This is a genomic window from Pseudomonas juntendi, assembly GCF_021560075.1.
GTDB classification, from domain to species: Bacteria; Pseudomonadota; Gammaproteobacteria; order Pseudomonadales; family Pseudomonadaceae; genus Aquipseudomonas; species Aquipseudomonas juntendi.
In genome coordinates this window covers 4,032,268-4,056,768 of record NZ_CP091088.1, presented here as the reverse complement: position 1 = coordinate 4,056,768, position 24,501 = coordinate 4,032,268, and the positions used below count along the sequence as shown (strand labels likewise).

The following is a 24,501-nucleotide window of genomic DNA, read 5'->3' as shown; positions in this document are numbered from 1 at the left end:
TGGGCTCCATGTTGTTCACCTTTTATGTTGGAGCAGCGGAAGGCGCGAGGGGGCGCGCAAAGTGGTGAAAATAAAAAACGATGGGTAGGTGGGTGTCAAGTTAAACATGACAAGACGTTACGACATTGAAATATTTATCGATATTAAGTGGATTTTGTTCGGTTTTTACGCGGTTTTTTGCGGTTCTGATCAATTTGTGTGTTCGAAAAAATCAACGATTCGGCGATGGGGTCAATCGGTTTGTCAGATGCTTCCGAAAGGCAGGATTTCGGCACTTTGACCTGCGTCCCGTGCCTGCGGGGGTGATATTCTTCGTACTCTGTGTGGCCCGTGGCCGCCTACCCAGCCCTTACGGACAGCAATCGGTTCAATTCATGAAGAAATCAGTTGGCATTCTTTCCGGCCTGGCGGTTGCCATCGCCGTCGCAACCACCGCTGGCGCCTGGTACACCGGCAAGCAGTTGCCAGCCGAGCTGGACAACGCGCTTGCCCGCAGCAACGCCGAGCTGCAAAAGGCCCTGGTCACCACCGGTGGCAGCCTGCGTATCGAGCGGGTGTCGCTGGAGCAGCACTTCTTCAGCAGTACTGCCCAGTACCGGCTCAAGGCCCGCGACATCAACGTGGGTGAAGGCGAGGTGATCAACTTCGACGTGGGCGTGACCGACCACATCGAGCACGGTCCATTCCCCTGGTCGCGGGTCAAGGCGCTGAAGCTGGTGCCGGTGATGGCCGTCAGCAACAGCACGTTGCAGAAGGACGATGCCGTCGCGCCTTGGTTCGACGCTGCCGGCGGCAAGGTGCCGCTCAGCGCGCAGACCAGCCTGGGTTACGGGGGGGATGTGGTCAGCCGGATTCAACTGGCGCCGCTCAAGCTCGACAAGGCAGACGGCAACCGCCTCGATTTTTCGGGGATGCAACTGGAGGTCAGTGGCGACAAGGACGGCAAGGCCTCCAAGTTCCACGGCCATGCCGACCGTTTGCTGATGAAGCTGGTGAACGACGACCAGCCACCGGCCACATTCGAGCTTCAGGGCCTCAAGCTTGGTGGTAACCTGGCGGCCACGCCGTACGACAATATCTACGTGGGCAACGTCGACCTGTTGCTGGCCGAGGCCAAAGTCACGCTAGGGCCAAAACAGCAGGTCCTGCTGGTCAAGGGCGTGGAGCAGTATGCCCTGCAGAGTCTTGAAACCCCCGACACCGTGGGCGGCCGAGTGGAGTACAAGGTCGGGGACATCAGTTGGGACGGCCGCGCGGTGGGCAAGGCGCAAATGGCGGTAAGCATCACCTCGGTCAATGCCCCGGCGCTGCAGGCCTTGTCGAAGTGGTACCAGTCGCACCTGCCGGAGTTCGAAGCTGCCGCTGCTGCCGGCCAGCCTGTGCCGCAAATCCAGATGGACGACGCTGAAAAGGCCCGCTTCCAGGGCGACCTGCGGCAACTGCTGGCGGCCAGGCCCAAGGTGGCGGTCGAAAACCTGTCGTTCAAGACCGCCAACGGCGAGAGCCGCTTCAACCTGGCGATAGACTTCGCCGCGCCGGCCAGCTTCGACCTGCCGCCGGACCAACTGAGCAAACAGGTCGTCACCGAGGTGAAGAGCAAGCTCTCGCTGTCCAAACCCATGATTGGCGACCTGGCGACACTGCAAGCGCTGCTCGATGGCCAGACCGATGCCCAGGCGATCGCCATGCAGTCGGGGCAGGCCGGGGAGATGGTCGGCATGATGGCCGTGCAGAGCGGCCTGGCCACCGTGCAGGGCGATGATGTGGTCAGCAGCCTGCACTATGCCGATGGCATGGTCGATTTCAATGGGCAGAAGATGACCGTGGAAGAATTCGCCATGCTGATGGCCGCGCACCTCGCAGCGCTGTCGCCGCGGGGGTGATGGTTATCCGGCGCTGGTCTCCTGGTGGCTCCACCCGCGAACAGGCCAGCGCCGGCAACACAAAAACCCCTTTAGTAATCGCTGGATTCTCTGTAGCCTTCGGCCTCCGATAATAATCCGCGCCCGCAGAGGGCCGTGGCGGCCTGCGCCGTCCGGCACCCTTAGCCGATCTGTCAGGGCCGGGTGATACACTCGATTTGATGCGCACGCGCGCCTGCAGGTCCAGCGATCATGACCCAGATTTCCGAACGCCTGTTGGTTCAGGCCCACCTCGACGCCAAGCAGCCCAACCCGCTGACAGCCGAGCAGGAGGCCGAATACCGTGCGGCCATCGCTGCCGAGCTCAAGGCCCAGAACGCTGTGCTGGTCGCCCATTATTACTGCGACCCGGTCATTCAGGCGCTGGCCGAAGAAACCGGCGGCTGCGTGTCCGACTCGCTGGAAATGGCTCGCTTCGGCAAGAACCACCCCGCCGAAACGGTGATCGTGGCCGGTGTGCGCTTCATGGGCGAAACGGCAAAAATCCTCACCCCGGAAAAGCGCGTGCTGATGCCGACCCTGGAGGCCACCTGTTCGCTCGACCTGGGCTGCCCGGTCGAAGCGTTTTCGGCGTTCTGCGACCAGCACCCGGAGCGCACCGTGGTGGTGTATGCCAATACCTCCGCTGCGGTGAAGGCCCGTGCCGACTGGGTAGTGACCTCCAGCTGCGCACTGGAAATCGTCGAAAGCCTGATGGACAACGGCGAAACCATCATCTGGGGCCCGGACCAGCACTTGGGCCGTTACATCCAGAAGCAGACCGGTGCCGACATGCTGTTGTGGGACGGTGCCTGTATCGTCCATGAAGAATTCAAGTCGCGCCAGTTGGCCGACATGAAGGCGTTGTACCCGGACGCCGCCATCCTCGTGCACCCCGAATCACCGGAAGCGGTGATCGAGTTGGCGGATGCGGTGGGTTCCACCAGCCAATTGATCAAGGCCGCGCAGAGCTTGCCGAACAAGACCTTCATCGTTGCTACCGACCGCGGCATCTTCTACAAGATGCAGCAGTTGTGCCCGGACAAGGTATTCGTCGAAGCGCCTACTGCCGGCAACGGCGCCGCCTGCCGCAGCTGCGCGCACTGCCCGTGGATGGCCATGAACACCCTCGAGCGTGTGCTGCACTGCCTGCGCAATGGGGGGGATGAGATTTTTGTCGACCCCGCGTTGGTGCCCAAGGCGATCAAGCCATTGAACCGCATGCTGGACTTCACCCAGGCGGCGCGGCTCAAGCTTTCCGGTAACGCCTGAGATTGCCGGAGGCCGCTCGGCGGCCCCAGCACAGCCACCGCGTCGCCTGCTTCTTAAAGCTCACGCTACCGATGTAGGCGCAACTGTCTTTCTGAAAAATTGAAAAGCCTGCGCGATTCATTGTGGGAGCCGGCTTGCCCGCGAAGCAGGCGACGCGATGTCTGGCACCGGCTCCGCCGGTGCCCGTAGCGGCACTGTGTCGCGATGGACCTCAAGCGGCTTATAGCCAGCCCGACCTCTTGAAACTGGCATACAACCCGGTACACCCCGCAGCAATCACCCCCAACACCGCAAAATAGCCGTAATGCCAGCTCAGCTCCGGCATATTCTGGAAGTTCATCCCATACACCCCGGCGATCGCCGTGGGGAACGCCAGGATCGCCGCCCACGCGGCAAACTTGCGTTGCACGATGCTTTGCCGTGACGACTCCAGGAACATGCCGATCTCGATGGTCTGGCTGGCAATGTCGCGAATGCCCGACAAGTCCTCCATCTGCCGGGTGACGTGGATTTGCACATCACGAAAATACGGGCGCATGTTCTTGTCGATGAACGGGAAGCTCAGGCGCTGCAGCTCTTCGCTGACCTCAACCATGGGCGCCACGTAGCGGCGCAGGCGCAGGATATCGCGGCGCAGGCTGTGCAGGCGGCGAATGTCGTCCTCTTGCAGTGAGCCCCCCAGCACGCTCTGCTCCAGCGCTTCGATCTCGCCATGGATGGCTTCGCTGACCGGCTGGTAGTTTTCGGTGACGAAGTCGAGCAGGGCGTACAGCACGAAGTCTTCACCGTGCTCCAGCAGCAAGGGCCGAGCCTCGCAGCGCTGGCGCACCATGGCATAGGATTTGGAGTGGCCGTTGCGGCAGGTGATGATGTAGCCGTTGCCGGCGAAGATGTGGGTTTCGATGAACTCCAGCTTGCCTTCGTGACGTACCGGCGAGTATGTGACGATGAACAGCGCGTCGCCGAATGTCTCGAGCTTGGGCCGGCTGTGCTTTTCCAGGGCATCCTCAATGGCCAGTTCGTGCAGGTTGAACTGGCATTGCAGGGTGGCCAGTTCCTCGGCGTTGGGCTCTTCCAGGCCGATCCAGACAAAATGCCCAGGCTTGCGTGCCCACTCGCTGCCCTCGTCGATGCTGATGTTGGTGACCTTCCGGCCGGCGCTGTACACCGCTGACGCCACTACTCGACCCATGGTTGCCCGCTTATTCCGGTTGAACACGGTTCATAGCTTGGGCTGTAGACGGCAGAAGAGCAACCTAGCCCTTGCCCAGTTCCCCTTCCATGCGCTCGATGCACTGTTGCATCTGCACACGGCACTGCTCCACCAGTGCTGGCAGGTCCTGCTGGGTCAGGCCCGCGGTGGCAATGGGCGGCAGCGAGCGCACGATCACGGTGCGCCGGCGCCAGCTGTTCAGGCTCAGGCGCCGGGCATAGCGGCTGACGCACACTGGCACGATCGGCACGCCGGCCTCGATGGCCATGTGAAACGCGCCTTTCTTGAACGCCAGCAACTGCTCGCCGGCATTGCGTGTGCCTTCGGGGAAAATCCAGATAGAGGTGTCGTTCTGCAGCACCCGGGTGGTCTTCTGCAGGGCCTTGCGCGCCTGGTAGGCATTGTTGCGGTCGACTAACACGTTGCCGCCCAGCCAGAACAGCTGACCGAACAACGGTATCCAGCCCAGGCTTTTCTTGCCGATGGCGACCGTGCGCTGCGGCACCACCTGGCCCAGCACGAACAGATCGAAGTTGGACTGGTGGTTGGCCACGATCACGCAACCGGGCGGTTGGTCCCACAGCGGGCCGACCTCGGCCTTGACCTTGATGCGCAGCAGCCAGGTGGCCGGCAGGCTGTAAAGGCGTGCGAACAGGCGGCTGTTGTCGGGGTTGAAGGGGCGGCACAAGCCAATGGCCAGGCCCAGGACGCCAACAGCGAGAAAGTGCAGCGCCAGCAGGAGCATGCGCAATGAATAAAGCATGGTACGACTCACACCAGACAGTCGCTGGGCAGTGTACGGCTGTGCACTGGCTGGGGCAAATACCGGTATCAGCCTGTGCTGGCCTTTTCGCGGGTGAGCCCGGCCCTGCGCGGGATCAGGTACGCCCGACCCGCGTAGCGGCCAGCAGGGTCAACCCATAGGCTGCTGGTCCAGTTGTATGGCGGTGTCCAAGGCCTCGAGCAGCCCTTTGCGCACCTTCAGCTTGGTGTTCTTGTGCGCCAGCATGTTCAGTTTCTTCAATTCCCGCGCCACGTTCAGCGCCGCTTCCTGCAGTTGTTCGGCGGGCACCACCTTGTCGAGGAAGCCGGCATCCACCGCCGCATGCGGGTCAAACACTTCGGCGTTGATCACCGACCGGTGGAAGGCCGAGCGGCGCAGACGGTCGCGGGCCAGTTCGATGCCAGCGTGGTGCATGGTCATGCCGATCTGCACTTCGTTCAGGCAGATCTTGTACGGCCCTTCGACGCCAATGCGGTAGTCGGCCGACAGCAGCAGGAAGGCGCCCTTGGCCACGGCATTGCCCGGGCAGGCGACCACCACCGGGAAGGGGTGAGCCAGCAGGCGGCGGGCGAGGGTGGACCCGGCGGTGACCAGGCTGATGGCTTCCTGTGGGCCGCGGGTCATCACCTTGAGGTCGTAGCCGCCCGACAGAATGCCCGGCTGCCCGGTGATGATCACCACTGCGCGGGCCTCGGCGGCGCGGTCCAGCGCGGCATTGAACGCGCTGACTACCTCCGGCGAGATGGCATTGACCTTGCCGTTGTTCAGGGTCAGGGTGGCGATGCCGTCTTCGGCGTGGTAGGTAATCAGCTCGCTCATGGCAGAGTCCTTTTGTTGGCGTGGCACCGACGTTACCCAGCGCGATGGGCAAGGTAAAGCAGCAAGGCTGACTGGTCGGTCAGCGCCCAGCCGGGCTCTGGTGCAAATACATGAAAAAACTGAAAAAAATGCTTGCCAAAGGGGAGCGCTTTCACTAAATTAGCGCACCTCGACGGGCCGCAAGGCTTGAAGAGAAACGGTGAAGTGTCCGAGTGGTCGAAGGAGCACGCCTGGAAAGTGTGTATACGAGAAATCGTATCAAGGGTTCAAATCCCTTCTTCACCGCCACATTCTTAGAAGCCCCGCAAATCAATGGTTTGCGGGGCTTTTCGTTTCATGGTTGTACTACTCGATTGTACTACTTACACGGCCTCTAACTGGCTCTCCGCTTCCCAGCGTCCGCAAGCTTGGTCTATCCCTGATAGCGCTCCCAATGTCTCAGCAGTGGTTGAACCACGACTATCGATAGTCGCCACGTCAAATAAAACTTGCGCATAATTGAAGAATGTGCTTGACAATAATGATCGGTTATGGCACTGTAGCTCTAAGTGACATCCTCGCCCAACCCCTAGCTGTCAATACCTATCCCCCCAACGGCAAGCACGCAAGTAGAGACGCAAAGACTCTATTGTGCGACATATCGTGGCCGACATTCGCCGAGCGCATACAGATCAGCCCCGGCTAGTGATACCGGCCTGGCCGATCTGAAAGTGAGACTCCCCGCTTCTAGTCATTAGCAGGGGTCGCAAGGTAGGTACAGATTTGTCGCAATATCTGGCTGCAGCCCTTGTGCCACGCGGCCTCTGCCATTTCACTCTTACACAAACCCTTATACGGAGTAACGATCATGAGGATCAGCCTCAATGATATCGCTGCAACTTGCCTGCTTGCCTTTATGGCTTCGCGTGGTATTTCCAATCCTACACACGGCCTCAACGTACTTATCACACTGGCCAGCAAACTCGACTTGATCCCAGAAAGCGCGGACACTAATGGCAGCAACAGAGAGCAGCAACAACCAACTTGAGTACCCCTGCACCCATTGCGGGAAGATGTTCAAACGCAGGCCAGGTGGGCGAGAGACATGCACCCGCACTTGTGCTAAAGCAGCAGAGCGGAAGCAGAAGGCCCCCAAGCTCACAGCTAAGCAAAAGAAAGTAGAGCGGCGTAAACAGCGATTGCTTGAATGCGCCTTTGGCTACTGGCTGCTTGAACAGGCCGTCCGAGCTGGAACGGTACAGACCTATCAGGGCATCACTGCTACTGGCCTTCATCGGCTACACGACCAACATAACTACCGCAAGATGCGGCTAGGCTGGCTGGATGGTGGCCACGGTAAAGACGTATATCACCTTTGCCACGTCCAGCCTTTGAAGGGCCGTGATTGCAGCACCGGACTGACCAGAGCCGAGAACCTGTTTACCGGCATTGCAGAGCTGAATCAGAAGCAAGGCAATAAGTCAGTGAACACTTGGGCTGGCGCCTCACTCCCTGCCACCGCCCGCAAGCGGAAGTGGAACATTACCAGAGAGATGACTCGCGATCAGGTGCTACAGAAGTTGGCTGACTTCATCGGGCCTGAGCTAGACACTTTTCTTGATGAGCTGGACAAGATGCCCCAGCGAACATTCCGGCTTCGTCTCGCCAAAACAGTGTTCAACCAACAGAGCAAAGAACTATGCGAGCCGCTGGACCGCCGCTACACACTGGCCGAGCTAGAGGTGGAATCGGCAGAGCGACTAGAGGCTTTGGACGCTATTCAGCGTGGTGTGACCAGCACTACCGGCTTTTTTAGTAAGGGCGGTAAGACTGATTCAAAGCTGGGTGTACTTCATGACGAACTGGTCCGGTTCTCTACCGTGTTGCTGGAAGGGCAGCACCGAGACAATTGCCTGTTCATGCTGAAGCTGGTGCGGATAATGGGCATATACCTCGCTCAGATTGGCCGTGCAGAAGGCAAAGCCCACAGCCGATTCCTTGCCCAGGGCAATGCCAGTTGGGCACCACTGTCGTACTTGTATCAGGGTCAGCCGTGGCGTACACCGGCCAACCTGCTAGCTGACGATTTGGACGGGTTGCTCAACGGTGTATATGACGCGAAGGGCCGGGAGCTAAAGCCGGGCATCGTCCCAATGGCACAAGCTGCATTACAGGGGCTGGATATCGACTGCGCATACATCGGAAATCGGCTCATGAAGCGCCTTGTCGTCAAGACATTGAACCCGTTAGTGACCGCCCCTGATAAGTGGAGCTGGGAAGAGAGCGGATCAAACTGGCTTCCCTACATCGACAAATTGTACGCCTCGCTTGAACCAACATGGCAAGCGCTGCTGGATGCTGGACTGTGCACTGAGGAACAGGTGCTTGATGCTCATGATGCTATGCTGGTGAACCTTGCAGATGCCGTCGATAAGGCCCGCCAGGACTATTCGAGCCAGCCTTGCTACACATGCTGGCACGTGCCGTTCAAGCGCTACCCGGCGTACCTTGAATTCCCGCCAATGATGGCTGAGGCAGTTGCTAGGGCCGCATAGCGCTAGGATTTGCTTACAGGTTGAGATGAGCTGGGTCGCAAAGGCCGAAGCGCTGGCCAGCAGGCTTCGACCTTGTAGCGACAGAGCTGCGATACGGCCGCTGCATGAGCTGCACTCGATTGGCGTCAGCCCAATGTAATTAGCATCAGTCAGCTTTCGTGGGGGTTCCAGGCGGAGCGCTAAAGTTGTTGGATTTACCGTAGCGGATGAGGTCGGGGCTTATTCGGCAACTCACGGTGCCTGCTGCCAAATCGCTCAGGTTCAGCGACTCTATAAGATCACCCCCAGCAAGTGCAAAGAGGGAAGCTTTAACCTTCTTTAACGGCAGCCTGCACAACTGTACTACCTCTGTCAGGGACACAATTACGTATCCTTCGGGATTGAGGCTCCTCGATAGGACTAGCAGCACTCCTGCGGAGTTGGAATCTGCAGCCCCGACTTGGGCGAGCTTGCCAAGCATTTGCTGGTTTAGGTAGACGAACGGTGGTTCACCATCGTCACTGCTTTGGGTTGGTGCATATTGGTCGTTCATAATGCAAGTTCCTTCAGTTCAGCTCAGTTGAGCAAGGTAGGTTTAAAGTCGTTCGAGCCTTACGTTTACGGTCTTACTGGCTTTCTTACTTTCGGCCTTACCAACTACTGACTTACTGGACTTACGATCTTGCTTTTCACGCACTGGGCGAGCTACTGGGCGAACTTCTCTTCTGCCATCAGGGCACGCCTGCTAGCCTCATACTGCGCCGCTGCTAACCGATCTTTCGGGCTTAAGATGGACATTCCTGCCACGTAGGCCGACCACTTCGCGTACAGATCCTTGCTGAGATCCAAAGTCTTCGCAGATACCTTGGCTTGCTTAAGGCGAGTAACAGCCTCATTACCACGCTGGTAGGCATAGTGCTGGCAGTCAGCTAAGGCTTGAGCACGGTCATCAGGCCGTTCACTCGATCCATAACCACGAAGCTGGTCATACAGGATGTAGCCTGAGTCAGCTTCTCGGCCGCACATTTGAGCGTATAGCCCAAGCAGCCATTCAAAGTTCCAGGCCGGGGACTGGGCGTCTTCGTACTTGACCTCAATAGGTGTAAATGTCCACCGCTTGGTAGGTGCTGCATCTGTGTACAGGATTGGCTCATATCGTGACTGAGCACATGCAGTCAAGGCACACAGCACCCCTGTGACCGCCACGGCTCGAATCACGCTCCGCGTGACCAGCTTTTGCTCTTGAGGCATCACTTGACCCTCATGGCGCTATAACCTTTGCCGACCATGCAGTTCTGGTACGCCTTCTGCTGCTTGATCTGAATGTTGGCGCCCTCAGCAAACGTTCCACGGTATTCCCAGTCTGCCACTTGGATCATGGCAGCTTGGTTCTGGCATTTGGCGTCATCCTGCATCACCGTCTCCTCAGAGGCTCCAGGCTTCACCATCTTGTACTGCGGCTGAGCACAACCAGCCATCAGCAGTACAGCACCCGCAACCACCAAGCCCTGCAATCGTCCCTTCACCAACACTACTCCTATCACGCAATGGCACCATGCCATTGCTCAAAGTGGATGATGCCACGCAGGAGCCAAAATTCACAGTATCCTATGAAGACGTTCACACACCCCTGCCCGAGAGTGCTACCTCATACTGAGGGGGTGCGGTTTGGACGCAGGTTGGGCATTCAGCAAGGTTCTCCGCGAACGACGGAAGCATGCGGAACTGACGCAGGAGAAGCTGGCGCTGGAGGCTGGCGTTCAACGGAACTACGTAAGCCTCATTGAACGCGGTATTCACCAGCCGACCATCAACATCATCTTTAAGCTAGCTGCGGCACTCGGCTGTACGCCATCAGACATGATCCGAGATGTCGAAGATCTTATCCGCGACTGACAATCTAGCATGGGCCATCGGCTTTCTCGTCAACCCATATCCTGGCCGTAGCAAGCCTGGAAAGGCATCTGTAGCACGCATTTAATTACTAATTGCCTAGCTATCCTTGAACAATCTCATCTCGACCGCTATCCAGGAAATTTAAGGGTCATCCTGGTCATGTGGGTCCCTGTTTATGCGGGTTTCATCAAGATTAGGTTAAGCAGAGCCCTCCCGACTCCGCATAAAGCCACAGCGACCAGTCTTATGCTCTCTAGTACACGCTTGAATGTCGACCCGGTGTATGTACAGCGTCGTAGCTGTGCTGTTGGGCACGATGCGGTAAGCTTGCCTCTCTTTCGACCACCGGAGCGACATGCTTGAGAAGTTACAACGAGATAGCTATAGCGCGTGTTGAGACGAGTATCGCGGATCTCGGCACTGCCCTGAGTCGTAGTAGCTGCAACCGCTTGCATGCTCTAGTGACGGGATACTGCCAAGCCTTGCTCGATTGCGGGGTGATTGATGAGTTTGAGTGGAAGAGCTTGACCAATCGCGCTAATGAAGCTCAGGCCAACTGGCGTGAGCCGCCAGACCCTTTCAGTGAAACCTACACCTCCGGAGTAAACAGTGGCATCAGGCAAAAATAGAAGCACCTGCTTGGGATATTACATCTGTTGATCGGTCGTTGTAACAGTTGTAAACTGATATCATCAGTCACTACAGGGGATCACCGCCATGGAAGTCGTTGCCTACTACCGCGTATCGACCAAAGGGCAGGGCGAATCCGGCCTCGGTATTGAAGCCCAGCGGGAGTATGTTCATATCGCTGCTGAGAAGCAGGGCTGGACGATTGTGGCTGAGTACACCGACTCGGGCGTCTCTGGCTCGCTTCATCCGCTAGATCGGCCAGCAGGTGCTGCTGCTTTCGCTCACCGCCACCCGGTGATCGTGGCCAAGCTCGACCGTCTAAGTAGGGATGTTGAGCATATAGCAGGCTTAATGAAACGCAGTACATTCAAGGTAGCGACCATGCCCAACGCCTCGACGGTGGAGCTACATATCTATGCTGTTCTAGCGGAACAAGAGCGCACCTTTATCAGCGAACGAACCAAGGCCGCTCTGCGTTCACTGGAAGCCCGTGCTGCTGGTGGCGATGCAGAGGCCGTCCAAAAGATCAGTAACCGCTCACAAGCGCTCGCCAAGGGCCGTAGCATGTTGAATAGGTCCAGGGGCCACGCCACCCAGCGCCAGCAGGCAGACGACCGCGCAGCACTGCTCAAGGACGCTGTAGAGAACTGCATCCTCAAGGGGGCCGGTAGCCTACAAGCTGTGGCCGATTGCCTGATTGCACGCAACATACCTACCGCCCGAGGGGGCCAGTGGTCGCCAACCGCTGTAATGCGAGTGATGCAGCGCCTTGGCCTGGAACTTAGCAAGTCTACCAGTGCCCCTGTAGTCTTATAGGGAGTGATTACGTTCACGCCACGGGTGGCTTGATACCCTGCCACGTTCCTATGTGTTCAGTAGCGATACCGATACGGCCCCGCCATCGTTCGGGGCTTTGCTTTGCCCGGCATATTTCTACATTTGAGCATGCGGCGGCCGAAGCCAGAGCGAGGGGCGTTAAGCACCGCCCCACACTTAGCTGGTTCTGGCCAATTGCCCGTAGCCCCGCTCCATATTTGCACCCAGCGAAGCCAGTGCCACTTACGAAAGGCAAATGTCGCGTTTGAAAATTCAGGGGGCGCCAAGGTGTAGGGAGACCCCCCATTGACAGTAGCGTATTCCACTTGTCCAGGGGGCGGTCAGGTAGGTAGGGTCGGCAGCTTTGAAATCGCTTCCAGCTTCTGTGCTGCACTTGCACCTTTCGAGTATACGTCGTGTGTTACCGAACCTGTTTCATGTCCAACCAGTTCCTTTGCCAAGGCGTCTGGCACATCTGCCCTGATAAGCTCTGTGACTACGGTGTGTCTGAAGCTATGAAAGACGTGGAGCTTGCTGAAGCCTGCTGCTGTACGCAACCGACCGAACGCCTTGGATATAGCGTGTGAGCGTTTGCCATAGTGATCGTGTGAACTGGTAGGGATTAGGAAAGTGTCAGTGCTGTCTTTGATTAGCCGATTGATGGTTGGCAACAAGCTTGGGTGAACAGGCACCACACGCTTGCTGGCCTTGCTCTTGCTTCGGGGGAAGTCGAAGCACGGGATGCCGTCAACGCTGATAACACTGTCTTTGGTAAGCTTGCATAGTTCTTCGATCCTGCCGCCTGTGTACCAGCCCAGCAGGATTAGGTCCGCAAGCGGTTGGTCTTTCTTCTTCAAAGCCGCTTCATGCAACTTGAGGGCGTCGTCCCGCCTGTACATCTCCCTGTCTTGGCCTGCTGTCTCAGCACCGCCACCTTGTGGCAGTTCGTGGCCAGTGAATGGGTTCACCTTGTCCTTGTACTCTTCCCGCCAGCGTTCATCGTACTTCGTCGCCCACTTCCAGAACGCAGTACCGGCCATAAGGTACTGGCTCAAAGTTTTCGGGGCACGATTCAGTGATTTCAACCATTGGTCTACCGTGTCGAAGTTAATCGGTAGAGCCTCTTGTTTCAGGAATTCGGATAGCCGTTCCAGCTTACTCACCTGCTGGTCAACGTGCTTCGGTGCTCCGCCTCGGCTTTCTCGGAATTCTCGGAATCTTTTGAGGCGGGCTGGAGTGATTGCCACCACTGCTTTTGCGTTGAGGGTGCCAATGTAAGCGGCAGGGGTCCGCAAGAGTTCCTTCGCTTCTGTTACCTCTGTGGCGGTAAGACCATATGTTTCCGTTGCTTGGAGTGCAGTGTCAACATGGCTACGCTCCAGCTTTGTAGTGAATTCGCTTACCGCTGTTGCTAACTCAGCGGAGGGGCCACTCATCAGCGCGTCTAGCTTCTTCTGAGTTAGTCTCTTCATGGTTCTGCCCATTAAAGCTACCTCGACTCTCCAGTTCTCTTTGCGGTGCTGTATCTGCGCTCTGGCTGCGGCAATTTCAGCTTTCCACTGGGCAAGGTAGGGCAGGCGTGCTTCCATTGCCTCCTTGCGAAGCCCGGTCTTCAGGGACTGGACCCTCACCTTGCAGTCAAGTGCTTTTTGTACATCGGCAGGGATGGCCAGCCTGACGTACCATGTGGACTCGCCTTTCTTCTGGATTAGGTTGTCGGGCATTGGAGCGGCCGTATCGTGGGGTGGGCGGGGGCGTATTGTACTACTCAATTGTACTACTATTCACGCTGTAGGCCGCTAAACTGCGGGGTTTCTGGCGTTGGGGGCCTTAAAATTCAAATCCCTTCTTCACCGCCACATTCTACGAAAAGCCCCCGCGCTGAAAAGCTCGGGGGCTTTTTGTTGTGCGCCAGGCATGGCGCGTTGCGCGTAAGCGCAACCTGCTTGGCTGTGGTGGCCAAGCGGGTGACTTGGAGGTGAAAGTCCTCTACACACCCGGCAAGGGGAAGTGTTAGCCGGAGGCAAGGGTGTCGCGGGCGACTGCGAATCTGAAGGAAGCCCGAGGCAAAATGCTGGCCTGACGAACAGGAAGCGGATCAGGCGGCACAGCGGGGTTAGGCGGCAACAATCGCCAAAGCCCAATACTTGCACGGAACGCTGTGACGTAAATCCGACAGGCATAAGCAGGAAGGTCACGCGAATTACCCTGGGAGATCTGTACGTTTGCCATTGTGCTACCGCGCGTCGAAAGGCGACGGGATGAGCGTGCAGAAGTCAGCCGAAGCCGTAGTAAGTGGCGGATAACCGCGCCACCAAGGGCCGAACAGGTTATGCCGCTAGTAGGCGTCACTGTCTCGTTGGTAGCCGTAATGCAGAAATTTCCCACAGCGGAAACTGTCATCCCGAATCCCGGCCAGAAGCCGAGGGTGATGCCTGACAGTGCAAAGGTGCCGGCGGCGTCAGCGACGTGGACGAACGCGGAGCCGGACACGCTGATGGAGCGGGTGCTTGCACCGGCCAACCTCAGACGTGCGTATCAACGCGTGGTCAGCAACAAGGGAGCGCCGGGTGCCGATGGCATGACGGTCGCTGACTTGGCGGGCTACATGAAACAGTATTGGCCAACCCTCAAGGCCAGGCTACTGGCCGGTGAATACCATCCACAAGCAGTGCGAGCGGTTGAAATTCCCAAGCCGCAGGGCGGCACACGGCAACTGGGAATCCCCAGCGTCGTGGATCGCTTGATCCAGCAAGCCTTGCAGCAACAGCTCACGCTCATCTTCGACCCACTGTTCTCGGACTACAGTTATGGCTTCCGTCCGGGCAGAAGCACACATCAAGCTGTCGAGATGGCCCGTGCCCATGTGGCATCGGGACATCGGTGGTGCGTGGAAATCGATCTGGAAAAGTTCTTCGATCGAGTCAACCACGACATCCTCATGGCCTGTATCGAGTGCCGGGTCAAAGATAAGTGCGTACTTAGGCTTATCCGTCGCTACCTTGAAGCGGGAGTCATGTCAGGTGGTGTCGTTAGCCCACGGCAGGAAGGGACGCCGCAAGGCGGCCCGCTCTCGCCGCTGCTGTCGAATATCCTGCTCGATGAATTTGACCGCGAACTGGAGCGGCGGGGCCATCGCTTCGTGCGCTATGCCGATGACGCGAACATTTATGTGCGCAGTCCTCGGGCTGGCGAGCGAGTACTGGTCAGTGTCGAGCGCTTCCTGAACCAACGTTTGAAACTGACGGTGAATCAGAAGAAGAGTCGAGTCGCGAGAGCCTGGAAGTGTGACTACTTGGGCTATGGGATGAGCTGGCATCAGCAGCCAAGGCTGCGGGTGGCAACGATGAGCCTGGGTCGCCTGCGCGACCGGCTCGCAGAGCTGCTACGCGGTGCACGGGGTCGCAAGATGGCAAATACCATCGAGCGGATAAACCCTGTATTACGAGGCTGGGCGGGTTACTTCAAGCTCAGCCAGAGCAAACGGCCACTTGAGGAACTGGATGGCTGGCTCAGGCACAAACTCCGCTGTGCCATCTGGCGCCAATGGAAGCAGCCCTCTACGAGGGTGCGCAACCTGATGCGCCTGGGTCTAAGTGAAGAGCGTGCCTGCAAATCAGCCTCTAATGGTCGAGGCCCATGGTGGAACTCGGGAGCATCTCATATGAATCAGGCGCTGCCGAAGAAGCTATGGGATCGACTCGGACTGGTCTCGATACTGGATACGATCAACCGGCTTAGCCGCATAGCCTGAACCGCCGTGTACGGAACCGTACGCACGGTGGTGTGAGAGGACGGCGGGTGTGAACCCGCCTCCTACTCGATTCAGGGCCATAGGGCCGGCTGCACAGCCCCTGGGCAGCGGGCATGCCGGCGATGGGCCGCAAGCGGCCCTGAATATCAGAAGCTGACCGAAGCTGATAGCCGGGCAGTGCGCGGCGCGCCCTGGAACAGGTAGTTGTCCCCCAGGTAGTCGCCCACATCACGCCAGTAACGCTTGTCGAACAGGTTGTCCACCGTCAGCCGCAGGACCGTGTCATACCCGCCGACCCGCGTGCGGTAGCGGCTGCCTACATCGAATATCGTGTACCCACCAACCGCCACATTCCCCGCCTGGCTCGCATACTTGCTGGCGCTGTAGCGTGCGCCGCCCAGCAGCGCCAAGCCTGCGACCGGCAGGGTGTATTCGGCGTGCAGGGCTGCGCGCAAGCGTGGCACGTTGATCGCCTGGTGCCCTTCATAGTCGGGCGTGCCGCTGTCCTGCACCCGCGCCCGAATGGCCGCTGCGCTGGCTTGCACCTGCAGCCTGTGGGTCAGCCAGCCGCTTGCACCCAGTTCCAGGCCGATGTTCTTCTGCTGGCCTTGCTGCACGTAAGTGAAGCTGCCGGCGCCGTCGGGGCGCGCATACTGGTAGGCCTGGCGAATCTGAAACAGCGCGGCGCTGAGGCTCAGCGCCTGCCAGTCGTGCTTGAGGCCCAGCTCCAGCTGGTGCGACGTTGTCGGCGCGAGGATTTCGGCGGCGTTGCTGGCGAACCAGGGCGCCGTCCCGCCAGCAGACAACCCCTTGGCGTAGCTGGCATACACGGTGGTATCCGGCTGCGGCTTGTAGATGAGCGCAGCATTGGGCAGCAGCTGGTATTGGCGGGTATGGCGCCCGGCAACGCCGGTCTCGTCCCAGGTCTGTTCGTCCAGGCGTACCTCACGGGCACCCAGCACGGTTTGCCATTGGTCGTTGAAACGGATGCTGTCGCTGACGAACAGGCCGTACTGGCGGCTGTCCAGGCGGCGCTGGCTGGCGCCAAGCGGCTTGTCGGACGGCTCGAAAGCCGGGGCCCCGGTGTCGATGTTGCCGGTACCCAGCCACGCGTTGTAATACGGGCGCTGGTCCAGCGTGCGCCGCTGGGCGCTGCTGCCCACGGTCAGTTCGTGGCCCACCCCCAGGCCATCGAAGCGCCCGGTGAGCAAGGCCTGGGCCTCGTCGGTGCGGCGGGTGTCGTCTGGGCTGCGGTAGTCGTAGATGTCGTAATCACCCGTGCTGCCGAAGTAGGCGCCTTCACTCGAGCCCCAGGCAAACGCGCTGTAGTCATCGATCACCACCTTGCTGCGCGAAGCGCTGAGGGTGCCGGTCCAGCTGTCGTTGAAGCGGTACTCGAAGCGCCCGCCCAGGTTCAGCGAGTCGTTCTGCACCGGCTTTGCCCAGTGCTGGTAGGCCAGCCGGTCATCCGGGTCGATGCCGTGCGGCACTGCGCTGCCGCCGAGCAACTGGTAACCGGGCACCGAGCGCTGTTCCCGGTGCTGGTATTCAGCGTCCAGCTGCAGGGTGGCGTCGGGGCTGATCTGCCAGTCGAACGCCAGCGAGGCGAAGTCGCGCTGGCCATCGGCATGGTCGACGTACGAGCGCAGGTCTTCATGGGCCAGGTTGGCGCGCAGGCCGAACTGCTGTTCGCTGCCAAACCAACCGCCAAGGTCGGTGGCCAGGTAGCGCTCGCCTTGTTCGTTGGTCGACAGCGTAAGGCTGCGCACCGCTTCAGCGCGCTTGGTCACGTAGTTGATCAAGCCGCCGGGGGCCGCTACGCCGCTCTGCAGCCCGGACAACCCCTTGAGCAGTTCCACCTGCTGCTTGTTCTCCAGGGCCACGCTCTGTTCGCCGGCGATGGTCTGGCCGTTGATGCGGTAGCTGCTGGCCGCGTTCAGCGCAAAGCCCCGCACATTGAAGTTTTCGTAGTAACCGATGGGGGCATAGCTTTCGCCAACCGACGCGTCGCTTTGCAGCACTTGGCTGAGCATGCGCACCTGGCGGTCTTCCAGCAGTGGCTGGCTGAACACACTGATCGAAGCCGGGGTGTCGAGCAGAGGGGCGGGCTGGAAGCCACCCACTGCAGCCTCGCTGGCCTGGTAGCCGTCGTTGGCGTAGGTATCGACGACCTGCACCGGGGCCAGCAGCACGCTGCCCTGGGCGAGCACGGCAGGGCACTGCAAGGCCAGGCCCAGGCCGAGCAGGCTCAGGGGCAGGCGGGGAGGACGCGGGGGCATGCGGGGGGCTCCTGAAGGCGCGACAGGCCGGCAAAAAGGCGGCATCTTACCAGCCGCCTTGACCCCAAGACGATCCACGCGTTGCGCCACGCTGTCAGGCAGATGCGCCTGGCCGTTGTGCTGGCGCCAGTTGCCGTCGATTGTCGACCAGGTATCGCTGCCTGTAACAGGCGCCTAGGCCGCCCCGGCGGAGGTGCGAGCTTCGGTTTTACGCGCGGCAAGCAGCCATGCCAGCAATGCCAGGGCGCCGATGACCAACCCTGCCGCGACGATGCCCAGCCAGCCTTGGCGCTGGTACAGCTGCGTGCCTAACAAAGAGCCCAGCGCCCCGCCAATGAAGTAGCAGGTGATATACCCGGCGTTGAGCCGGGTACGCGCTTCGGGCCGCAGGGCGATCACGGCGTTCTGGTTGCTCACGTGGACCAGTTGCACCGCCAGGTCGAGCATCAGCACGCCCAGCAGCAAGGCCAGCAGTGACTGTTGGGCAAACCCCAGCGGCACCCACGACAGCAGCAGTACCACCAGGCCCACGGTGGTGCCCAGCTGGCCCTTGCCCCGGTCGGCCAGGCGCCCGGCCCAGTTGGCCGACAGTGCACCGGCTGCACCCGCCAGGCCGAACAGGCCGATCACCGCATCTGAATAATGGTAAGGAGGGTTTGCCAGCAGGAATGCCAACGGTGTCCAGAACAGGGCGAACAGGCTGAATGCCAGCAGGCCCAGCAGCGAGCGCAGGCGCAGTACCGGCTCTTCCAGGAACAGGCGGAACACCGAGCCGATCAGCGCCGGGTACTTCAGCCCGGCGTGGCTGTGGTGTTGCGGCAGGCTGCGGTACAGCGCCACGGCGGTGATCGCCATCAGCACGGCGGCCAGCACATAGATGCTGCGCCAGCCGCCCAGTTCGGCCATGAAGCCGGCCGCGGTGCGCGCCAGCAGAATGCCCAGCAGCAGCCCGCTCATCAGTGTGCCGACCGCACGGCCGCGCTGCTGCGGCTCGCTCAGCGAGGCAGCCATTGGCACCAGAATTTGTGCCACTACCGAGAACAGGCCGGTCAACGCCGTCCCGAGGACCAGCCATGGCAGGCCAGGGGCACAGGCGCTGATGACCAGGCCGAGGGTGGCGATGACGGTCATCACGGTGATCAGCCGACGCTGCTCGAACAGGTCGCCTAGCGGTGCCAGCAGCAACAGGCCGGCGCCATAGCTGAGCTGTGCGGCAATCACGATGCTGCCGGCGCTGGCGGTGCTCAGGCCGAATTGCTGGGCAATGCTGTGCAACAGCGGCTGGGCATAGTAGTTGCTGGCCACGGCCAGGCCGGTGGCGGTGGCCATCAGCAGGATCAGGGTGCGGCTGAGAGTAGGGGCGGGCATGTGTTTCTCGTAGCGGGCAGGAGCAAGAGGGGGGATTATCGGCAAGCACAGGGCACGGCGCCAATGCATTTGCCGGGGCGGGGGCGGGTGGCGCTCGATCTACAGGGTGCCACCACACCAACGGCGCAATCAGGCGGCAAAGCCACCGTCCACCGTCAAGCTGGCCCCCGTGATATACCCCGCTTCAGGCCCGGCCAGGTAGGCCACGAAGCTGGCAATCTCGTCCGCTTCGCCATATCGTCCAATTGCCATCAGTGGGATCAGGCTTTCGGCGAATTCGCCGCTGGCCGGGTTCATGTCGGTGTCCACCGGCCCTGGTTGCACGTTATTCACGGTAATGCCCTGCGGCCCCAGGTCGCGCGCCATGCCGCGGGTCAGGCCGACCAGCGCCGACTTGCTCATGGCATAAGGCGCGCCGCCGGCAAATGGCATGCGCTCGGCATTGGTGCTGCCAATGTTGATGATGCGCCCGCCCTGGCCCATGTACCGCGCCGCTGCCTGGCTGGCGACAAAGACACTGCGTACGTTCACCGCCAAGGTGCGGTCGAAATCGGCGAGGTCGAATTCGGTCAGCGGCGCGACCGTCAGTACCCCGGCATTGTTGACCAGGATATCCAGCCGGCCGAAGGCCTTCACGGTGTCATCCACGGCCAGTTGCACGGCAGCGGCATCGGCGCTGTCGGCGCGCAGGGCCAGGGCCTTGCCGCCGTTGTCGCCGATTTCCCGTGCCAGGTCTTCTGCAGGCCCGGCAGAGCTGACATAGGTGAAGGCCACTTGCGCACCCTCGCGGGCCAGGCGCCGCACGATAGCCGCGCCAATACCCCGGGAACCGCCCTGTACCAGGGCCACCTTGCCTTCGAGTGTAAGTTGCTTGGACATGCTGATCTCCTGCTGTAAGCCAGGCTGGAATGCCTTGGATAGGCGCAGTATCGGCGCTCGATTACCTGCTGATAAGATGGCAATCACTATAAGCAGAGTAAACCTTTGGTTGCCAATCATGGCCGTGGAATCGTTCAACGCGTTGGAGTGCTTCATCCGCAGTGCCGAGGTGGGCAGCTTTGCCGAAGCGGCCAGGCGCTTGCGCATTACGCCCGCTGCCGTGGGCAAGCACGTTGCGCAGTTGGAGGCGCGCCTGGGGGTGCGGTTGTTCCAGCGTAGTACCCGCAAGCTGACCTTGACCGAAGCAGGGCAGCGTTTTCTTGGCGAGGTGAGCGACAGCTTTCGCACCATCCAGTATGCGGTGGCCAACCTGGCCAGTGCCGAAGGGCAACCGGCCGGGCTGCTGCGGGTCAGCATGGGCACGGTGTTCGGGCGTTTGTACGTGCTGCCCTTGCTGGGCGAATTTCTGCGCCGCTACCCCGCCATTACCCCGGACTGGCATTTCGATAACCGCCAGGTCGACCTGATCGGCCAGGGCTTCGACGCGGCCATTGGTGGTGGTTTTGAACTGCCGCCGGGGGTGGTGGCGCGCAAGTTGACCCCGGCGCACCGGGTGCTGGTGGCCGCGCCGGCGTACCTGCAGCGGCATGCGCAGATTGCTGAGCCGCCCGTGTTGCAGCGCCATGACGGCATTCTGATCCGCTCGCCGCAGACCGGGCGGGTGCGCTCGTGGCCGTTGACCAGCCGCTGGCAGGTACAGCAGCCATTGCTGTTGCGCCAGGCCATGACCATGAGCGATTCGGACGCTGCCTGCGCGGTGGCCGAGCAGGGGCTGGGGATTGCGCTGGTGAGTTTGCCGTTCGCGGTGCCCTACCTGCAGGCCGGTCGGTTGCAGCGGGTGTTGCCGGACTGGTATGTGGACGATGGGCATATCAGCCTGTATTTCGCCGAGCACAAGCTGTTGCCGGGCAAGACCCGTGCGTTCGTCGATTTCATCGTCGAGCAGTTCGCCGAGCAGAGCCTGGCGGGGCGTTTCGACGCCTTGCACCGTTTGTAGGCGTGCGCGGCCTGTTCAGGCAACATCAACGACGAGCAGTACCTGCGCCCCCAGGCTCACTTCATCATCCACCCGCTTACCCAGCAACACTTGCCCCAGCGGCGAGCGCGGGGTGATCACTGTCACCAGCCCGTCTGCTGCGGCAATCTTCAGGCCGGCAGCCTCAGGCCCCAGAAACACCCGACGTTGTTCGCCGGCCTCATCCTCCAGGGTCACCAGGTTGCTCACCTGCACCCCGCGCGCCGGGTCGTAGTCGCGCAGCAGCAGTTGCTGGTAAATCAGCAGCGCCTGGCGGATTTGCGCACTGCGTCGGGCTTGCCCGGTGGCCAGGTACGAGGCCTCCAGGCCCAAGGTGTCGTACTTGTTCTCGGCGATGTTCTCTTCCGCCGTGGCGGCTTCATAGGCGGTTTGGGCCGCACGGGTCAGCACGTCCAGGTCATGTTCCAGGGTGGCGACGATCTGTGCCAGCAGGTGGTGCTTGCGCGTGGTCAATAACAGAACTCCAGCACGTTGGCCTGGCTTTTGTCGGTAGGTGCAGTGCGATTCTGTTGCAGCCAGAACTGGCACTTGGGGCTGTTCAGGTTGCGCGGGTTACCCTGCGCAGCCTCAGCGGCCTGTTGTTGTTCCTGTTGCTGCAGCATGTGCTTGTAGCGCTCGAACATTTCAGCTTGCGCGTCGGCCGGTTGCACCGGTGCCGGTGCCACGGCCGGGGCCGCGGTTTGTTGCTCGGGCGGGAGAGGCCACAGTTGATGGGCCAGCAGCAGGCTAAGGGCAATTGCCATTGCGCCAAGCCATAGGCCCAAAGCCACGCACAGTATCAACTGCAACGGCTTCAGGGTGATGGTCAGTTCACGGCGGCGGGGCATGGCGGCCTCCTTGGCAAAGTGGGCGGGGTGCATTGTCGCATGCTGTCGGGCAGAATCCGCGTTTTTACGCAAGTTAAAGGGAACGGCGCATGAAAGCCACCTGGGACATCTTCTGCAGCGTGGTCGACAACTACGGCGATATTGGCGTGACCTGGCGCCTGGCTCGGCAGTTGGTGGCCGAGCATGGCCTGGCGGTGCGCCTATGGGTGGATGATCTCAACGCCTTCACGCCCATGTGCCCCGGCGCCGACGCCAACGCGGCGCAGCAGTGGCAGCAGGGCGTGGACGTACGCCAGTGGCCGGCGGCCTGGTTGCCGGTAGCGCCTGCCGATGTGGTGATCGGTGCCTTCGCCTGCCAGTTGCCAGCGGCTTATGTCGAGGCCATGCGGGCCTGCCCCCGGCCACCCCTGTGGTTGAACCTTGAATACCTCAGTGCCGAGGATTGGGTAGCGGGTTGCCATGGTCTGCCGTCGCCGCAGGCAAATGGCTTGCGTAAAGTGTTCTTCTTCCCCGGCTTCACCGAAAACACCGGTGGCCTGCTGCGCGAGGCTGAGCTGCTGGCCCGGCGCGACGCGTTGCAACAGTCGGCTGCTGCCCGGCAGGCGTTCCTGCAGGGGTTGGCTGTAAGCCCAGCGCCCGGGGCGCTGCTGATCAGCCTGTTCGCCTATGAAAACCCGCAACTGGGCAACTGGCTCGAGGCCTTGGCTACCGGTGACCAGGCCTGCCACCTGCTGGTGCCGCAAGGCCGTGTGGTCGCCGGCCTCAGCCACTGGCTTGGCGAAGCGCCGCTGCAGGCCGGGCAGGTGCGCACGCGTGGTGCGCTGACCGTGCAGGTGTTGCCGTTCGTCAGCCAGGATGATTTCGACCGGCTGCTGTGGTGCTGCGACTTCAATGCGGTGCGGGGCGAGGATTCGTTCGTGCGGGCGCAGTGGGCCGGGCAGCCCATGCTGTGGCACATCTACGTGCAGGACGAGAATGCACACTGGGAAAAGCTGGAAGCGTTTCTGGCGCTTTATCGACGCGGCTTGTCAACCGATGCCGGCGCCGCGTTGCTGGGCCTGTGGCGGGCCTGGAACATGGACCAGGACATGGGCCAGGCCTGGCAGGCAGCCCGCCGACATTGGCCGGAACTGCAGCAGCACGCCCGGTGCTGGGCGGCGCAACAGGCCGCTCAGCCGGACCTTGCCACGGCGCTAGTACACTTTTATGGAAATTCGCTATGATATGCGGCCTCGATTTTTATAAATCCATCCAGATTCGGATACTTCGTAATGAAAACTGGTAAAGAACTGAAACCCGGTACCGTGCTGCGCATCGACAACGACCCGTGGCTGGTGCAAAAAGCTGAGTTCACCAAGTCGGGCCGTAACAGCGCGATCATGAAGACCAAGCTGAAGAACCTGCTGACCGGCTACAAGACCGAAACCGTATACGGTGCAGACGACAAGCTGGACGACGTGATCCTGGACCGCAAAGAAGCGACCCTGTCGTTCATCAGCGGTGATTCGTACACCTTCATGGACACCAGCGACTACACCATGTACGAGCTGAACGAAGAAGACATCGAAGCTGTTCTGCCTTACATCGAAGAAGGCATGGAAGACGTCTGCGAAGCCGTGTTCTTCGAAGGCCGCCTGGTATCGGTTGAACTGCCGACCACCATCAGCCGTCAGGTTGTCTACACCGAGAACGCTGCGCGCGGCGACACCTCGGGCAAGGTCATGAAGCCTGCCAAGCTGAAGAACGGTACCGAGATCCAGGTTGCCGACTTCATCCAGATCGACGAGTGGATCGACATCGACACCCGCGACAACAGCTTCAAGGGCCGTTCCAAGAAGTAATGCTTCTTGCGTAAGGCAAAAACCCGGCTTCGGCCGGGTTTTTTTGTGTGCGCCAAGTGTGCATCACTGCACTTGCAGGGCAGGTTTAGACTGCTACGTGCAAACGCACATCCACATTGCCACGGGTGGCATTGGAGTACGGGCACACCTTGTGCGCCTTTTCGACCAGCGCTTCGGCGTCGGCCTGGGCCAGGCCGGGCAGGTTGATGTGCAGATCGATGTCCAGGCCGAAACCGCCCGGAATCTGGCCAATCCCCACCTTGGCGGTGATCGAAGCATCGGCCGGCAAGGCTTTTTTCTCTTGCCCAGCCACGAACTTCAAGGCGCCGATGAAGCACGCCGAGTAGCCGGCGGCAAACATCTGCTCAGGGTTGGTGCCGTCACCGCCAGCCCCACCCAGCTCTTTCGGGGTGCTCAGCTTGACGTCCAGCTTGCCGTCGCTGGAACGGGATTTACCGTCGCGCCCACCGGTAGAGGTAGCTTCTGCGATGTACAGCGGAGTGACCTTTTGCATCTTGAGCCTCGCTAATGCGCTGTGCGCTCCCGTTGGCGGGAGGACGCGGGTTGGTGTGGGATTTAAATTAGCGCGCAATTAGTTAGCGCGCAATATAAA

23 protein-coding genes and 1 tRNA gene are annotated in these 24,501 nt (G+C 60.4%); 11 read left to right on the top strand and 13 right to left on the bottom strand.

Going from position 1 to position 24,501, the window contains the following annotated elements; all coding sequences use genetic code 11:
• Positions 1-374: 374 nt before the first annotated feature.
• Both L1P09_RS18850 and nadA read left to right on the top strand, forming a co-directional pair.
• Positions 375-1,883: a YdgA family protein gene (locus L1P09_RS18850; RefSeq protein WP_235767991.1), complete on the top strand. Its 1,509-nt coding sequence runs from the start codon at positions 375-377 to the stop codon at positions 1,881-1,883.
• A gap of 231 nt (positions 1,884-2,114) precedes the next feature.
• Entirely contained in the window at positions 2,115-3,173 is a 1,059-nt protein-coding gene (gene nadA, locus L1P09_RS18845) for a quinolinate synthase NadA (protein ID WP_235767990.1), read from the top strand.
• Positions 3,174-3,393: 220 nt separating this feature from the next.
• Here nadA and L1P09_RS18840 read toward each other — a convergent pair whose 3' ends face one another.
• From L1P09_RS18840 to L1P09_RS18830, 3 genes are all read right to left on the bottom strand, one after another.
• On the bottom strand, positions 3,394-4,365 hold the full coding sequence (locus L1P09_RS18840) for a magnesium and cobalt transport protein CorA (RefSeq protein WP_009684091.1): 972 nt from the start codon (positions 4,363-4,365) through the stop codon (positions 3,394-3,396).
• 64 nt (positions 4,366-4,429) lie between these two features.
• Positions 4,430-5,149, bottom strand: a complete 720-nt coding sequence (locus L1P09_RS18835) for a lysophospholipid acyltransferase family protein (protein ID WP_125854571.1) — start codon at positions 5,147-5,149, stop codon at positions 4,430-4,432.
• A gap of 150 nt (positions 5,150-5,299) precedes the next feature.
• A complete protein-coding gene (locus L1P09_RS18830; RefSeq protein ID WP_009684093.1) occupies positions 5,300-5,989 on the bottom strand; it encodes a crotonase/enoyl-CoA hydratase family protein in 690 nt (229 codons plus the stop codon).
• Positions 5,990-6,187: 198 nt separating this feature from the next.
• Here L1P09_RS18830 and L1P09_RS18825 point away from each other — a divergent pair.
• The 3 genes from L1P09_RS18825 (at position 6,188) to L1P09_RS18815 (ending at position 8,523) form a co-directional block, all read left to right on the top strand.
• Positions 6,188-6,277, top strand: a tRNA-Ser gene (locus L1P09_RS18825).
• A 559-nt stretch (positions 6,278-6,836) separates the two neighbouring features.
• Positions 6,837-7,016, top strand: a complete 180-nt coding sequence (locus L1P09_RS18820; RefSeq protein WP_235767989.1) for a hypothetical protein — start codon at positions 6,837-6,839, stop codon at positions 7,014-7,016.
• A 25-nt stretch (positions 7,017-7,041) separates the two neighbouring features.
• Positions 7,042-8,523 carry a hypothetical protein gene (locus tag L1P09_RS18815; protein WP_235767988.1) on the top strand — a complete coding sequence of 494 codons (1,482 nt, stop codon included), beginning with the start codon at positions 7,042-7,044 and terminating at the stop codon, positions 8,521-8,523.
• A gap of 145 nt (positions 8,524-8,668) precedes the next feature.
• On the opposite strand, the gene L1P09_RS18810 is transcribed toward L1P09_RS18815, so the two are convergent.
• From L1P09_RS18810 to L1P09_RS18800, 3 genes are all read right to left on the bottom strand, one after another.
• Positions 8,669-9,055 (bottom strand): hypothetical protein, encoded by a 387-nt coding sequence (locus L1P09_RS18810; protein ID WP_235767987.1) that lies wholly within the window; start codon positions 9,053-9,055, stop codon positions 8,669-8,671.
• A 152-nt stretch (positions 9,056-9,207) separates the two neighbouring features.
• Positions 9,208-9,753, bottom strand: coding sequence for a hypothetical protein (locus L1P09_RS18805; RefSeq protein ID WP_235767986.1), 546 nt, complete (start codon positions 9,751-9,753; stop codon positions 9,208-9,210).
• A complete protein-coding gene (locus L1P09_RS18800) occupies positions 9,753-10,028 on the bottom strand; it encodes a hypothetical protein (RefSeq protein ID WP_235767985.1) in 276 nt (91 codons plus the stop codon). The genes L1P09_RS18805 and L1P09_RS18800 overlap by 1 nt, the downstream gene beginning before the upstream one ends.
• 142 nt (positions 10,029-10,170) lie before the next feature.
• Between L1P09_RS18800 and L1P09_RS18795 the strand changes: the two genes are divergently transcribed.
• Both L1P09_RS18795 and L1P09_RS18790 read left to right on the top strand, forming a co-directional pair.
• Complete coding sequence (locus L1P09_RS18795) at positions 10,171-10,398, top strand: helix-turn-helix domain-containing protein (RefSeq protein ID WP_235767984.1); 228 nt, start codon at positions 10,171-10,173, stop codon at positions 10,396-10,398.
• A gap of 717 nt (positions 10,399-11,115) precedes the next feature.
• Complete coding sequence (locus L1P09_RS18790) at positions 11,116-11,844, top strand: recombinase family protein (RefSeq protein WP_235767983.1); 729 nt, start codon at positions 11,116-11,118, stop codon at positions 11,842-11,844.
• 341 nt (positions 11,845-12,185) lie between these two features.
• Here the strand turns inward: L1P09_RS18790 and L1P09_RS18785 are convergent, their stop codons facing one another.
• Positions 12,186-13,568, bottom strand: a complete 1,383-nt coding sequence (locus tag L1P09_RS18785) for a site-specific integrase (RefSeq protein ID WP_235767982.1) — start codon at positions 13,566-13,568, stop codon at positions 12,186-12,188.
• Positions 13,569-14,176: 608 nt separating this feature from the next.
• Between L1P09_RS18785 and ltrA the strand changes: the two genes are divergently transcribed.
• Positions 14,177-15,598, top strand: coding sequence for a group II intron reverse transcriptase/maturase (gene ltrA, locus L1P09_RS18780; protein ID WP_222186725.1), 1,422 nt, complete (start codon positions 14,177-14,179; stop codon positions 15,596-15,598).
• Between the two features lie 146 nt (positions 15,599-15,744).
• Here ltrA and L1P09_RS18775 read toward each other — a convergent pair whose 3' ends face one another.
• The 3 genes from L1P09_RS18775 to L1P09_RS18765 form a co-directional block, all read right to left on the bottom strand.
• On the bottom strand, positions 15,745-17,877 hold the full coding sequence (locus tag L1P09_RS18775; protein ID WP_192440736.1) for a TonB-dependent siderophore receptor: 2,133 nt from the start codon (positions 17,875-17,877) through the stop codon (positions 15,745-15,747).
• A 174-nt stretch (positions 17,878-18,051) separates the two neighbouring features.
• Positions 18,052-19,245: an MFS transporter gene (locus L1P09_RS18770; protein ID WP_192440734.1), complete on the bottom strand. Its 1,194-nt coding sequence runs from the start codon at positions 19,243-19,245 to the stop codon at positions 18,052-18,054.
• 129 nt (positions 19,246-19,374) lie between these two features.
• Positions 19,375-20,124, bottom strand: coding sequence for a 3-oxoacyl-ACP reductase family protein (locus L1P09_RS18765; RefSeq protein ID WP_009685217.1), 750 nt, complete (start codon positions 20,122-20,124; stop codon positions 19,375-19,377).
• A 118-nt stretch (positions 20,125-20,242) separates the two neighbouring features.
• Here L1P09_RS18765 and L1P09_RS18760 point away from each other — a divergent pair, with 118 nt between their 5' ends.
• Complete coding sequence (locus L1P09_RS18760) at positions 20,243-21,181, top strand: LysR family transcriptional regulator (protein ID WP_235767981.1); 939 nt, start codon at positions 20,243-20,245, stop codon at positions 21,179-21,181.
• A 15-nt stretch (positions 21,182-21,196) separates the two neighbouring features.
• Here the strand turns inward: L1P09_RS18760 and L1P09_RS18755 are convergent, their stop codons facing one another.
• Together L1P09_RS18755 and L1P09_RS18750 are read right to left on the bottom strand one after the other, a co-directional pair.
• Complete coding sequence (locus tag L1P09_RS18755; protein WP_235767980.1) at positions 21,197-21,673, bottom strand: GreA/GreB family elongation factor; 477 nt, start codon at positions 21,671-21,673, stop codon at positions 21,197-21,199.
• Positions 21,670-22,047 (bottom strand): hypothetical protein, encoded by a 378-nt coding sequence (locus L1P09_RS18750; RefSeq protein ID WP_054905495.1) that lies wholly within the window; start codon positions 22,045-22,047, stop codon positions 21,670-21,672. The genes L1P09_RS18755 and L1P09_RS18750 overlap by 4 nt, the downstream gene beginning before the upstream one ends.
• An 89-nt stretch (positions 22,048-22,136) precedes the next feature.
• Here L1P09_RS18750 and earP point away from each other — a divergent pair, with 89 nt between their 5' ends.
• Positions 22,137-23,270, top strand: a complete 1,134-nt coding sequence (gene earP / locus L1P09_RS18745) for an elongation factor P maturation arginine rhamnosyltransferase EarP (RefSeq protein ID WP_054905496.1) — start codon at positions 22,137-22,139, stop codon at positions 23,268-23,270.
• A 48-nt stretch (positions 23,271-23,318) separates the two neighbouring features.
• Complete coding sequence (gene efp / locus L1P09_RS18740) at positions 23,319-23,888, top strand: elongation factor P (protein ID WP_054905497.1); 570 nt, start codon at positions 23,319-23,321, stop codon at positions 23,886-23,888.
• A gap of 85 nt (positions 23,889-23,973) precedes the next feature.
• Here the strand turns inward: efp and L1P09_RS18735 are convergent, their stop codons facing one another.
• A complete protein-coding gene (locus tag L1P09_RS18735; RefSeq protein WP_009685224.1) occupies positions 23,974-24,402 on the bottom strand; it encodes an organic hydroperoxide resistance protein in 429 nt (142 codons plus the stop codon).
• Between the last annotated feature and the right edge of the window lie 99 nt (positions 24,403-24,501).

Excerpts from the sequence above, each read along its gene's own strand:
- L1P09_RS18840 (WP_009684091.1), bottom strand. The coding sequence starts at position 4,365 with ATGGGTCGAGTAGTGGCGTCAGCGGTGTACAGCGCCGGCCGGAAGGTC.
- L1P09_RS18820 (WP_235767989.1), top strand. The coding sequence starts at position 6,837 with ATGAGGATCAGCCTCAATGATATCGCTGCAACTTGCCTGCTTGCCTTT.
- L1P09_RS18815 (WP_235767988.1), top strand. The coding sequence starts at position 7,042 with ATGTTCAAACGCAGGCCAGGTGGGCGAGAGACATGCACCCGCACTTGT.
- L1P09_RS18835 (WP_125854571.1), bottom strand. The coding sequence starts at position 5,149 with ATGCTTTATTCATTGCGCATGCTCCTGCTGGCGCTGCACTTTCTCGCT.
- L1P09_RS18750 (WP_054905495.1), bottom strand. The coding sequence starts at position 22,047 with ATGCCCCGCCGCCGTGAACTGACCATCACCCTGAAGCCGTTGCAGTTG.
- L1P09_RS18760 (WP_235767981.1), top strand. The coding sequence starts at position 20,243 with ATGGCCGTGGAATCGTTCAACGCGTTGGAGTGCTTCATCCGCAGTGCC.
- earP (WP_054905496.1), top strand. The coding sequence starts at position 22,137 with ATGAAAGCCACCTGGGACATCTTCTGCAGCGTGGTCGACAACTACGGC.
- L1P09_RS18790 (WP_235767983.1), top strand. The coding sequence starts at position 11,116 with ATGGAAGTCGTTGCCTACTACCGCGTATCGACCAAAGGGCAGGGCGAA.
- L1P09_RS18770 (WP_192440734.1), bottom strand. The coding sequence starts at position 19,245 with ATGCCCGCCCCTACTCTCAGCCGCACCCTGATCCTGCTGATGGCCACC.
- ltrA (WP_222186725.1), top strand. The coding sequence starts at position 14,177 with ATGCCGCTAGTAGGCGTCACTGTCTCGTTGGTAGCCGTAATGCAGAAA.
- L1P09_RS18805 (WP_235767986.1), bottom strand. The coding sequence starts at position 9,753 with ATGCCTCAAGAGCAAAAGCTGGTCACGCGGAGCGTGATTCGAGCCGTG.
- L1P09_RS18735 (WP_009685224.1), bottom strand. The coding sequence starts at position 24,402 with ATGCAAAAGGTCACTCCGCTGTACATCGCAGAAGCTACCTCTACCGGT.
- L1P09_RS18785 (WP_235767982.1), bottom strand. The coding sequence starts at position 13,568 with ATGCCCGACAACCTAATCCAGAAGAAAGGCGAGTCCACATGGTACGTC.
- efp (WP_054905497.1), top strand. The coding sequence starts at position 23,319 with ATGAAAACTGGTAAAGAACTGAAACCCGGTACCGTGCTGCGCATCGAC.
- L1P09_RS18775 (WP_192440736.1), bottom strand. The coding sequence starts at position 17,877 with ATGCCCCCGCGTCCTCCCCGCCTGCCCCTGAGCCTGCTCGGCCTGGGC.
- nadA (WP_235767990.1), top strand. The coding sequence starts at position 2,115 with ATGACCCAGATTTCCGAACGCCTGTTGGTTCAGGCCCACCTCGACGCC.
- L1P09_RS18850 (WP_235767991.1), top strand. The coding sequence starts at position 375 with ATGAAGAAATCAGTTGGCATTCTTTCCGGCCTGGCGGTTGCCATCGCC.
- L1P09_RS18830 (WP_009684093.1), bottom strand. The coding sequence starts at position 5,989 with ATGAGCGAGCTGATTACCTACCACGCCGAAGACGGCATCGCCACCCTG.
- L1P09_RS18810 (WP_235767987.1), bottom strand. The coding sequence starts at position 9,055 with ATGAACGACCAATATGCACCAACCCAAAGCAGTGACGATGGTGAACCA.
- L1P09_RS18765 (WP_009685217.1), bottom strand. The coding sequence starts at position 20,124 with ATGTCCAAGCAACTTACACTCGAAGGCAAGGTGGCCCTGGTACAGGGC.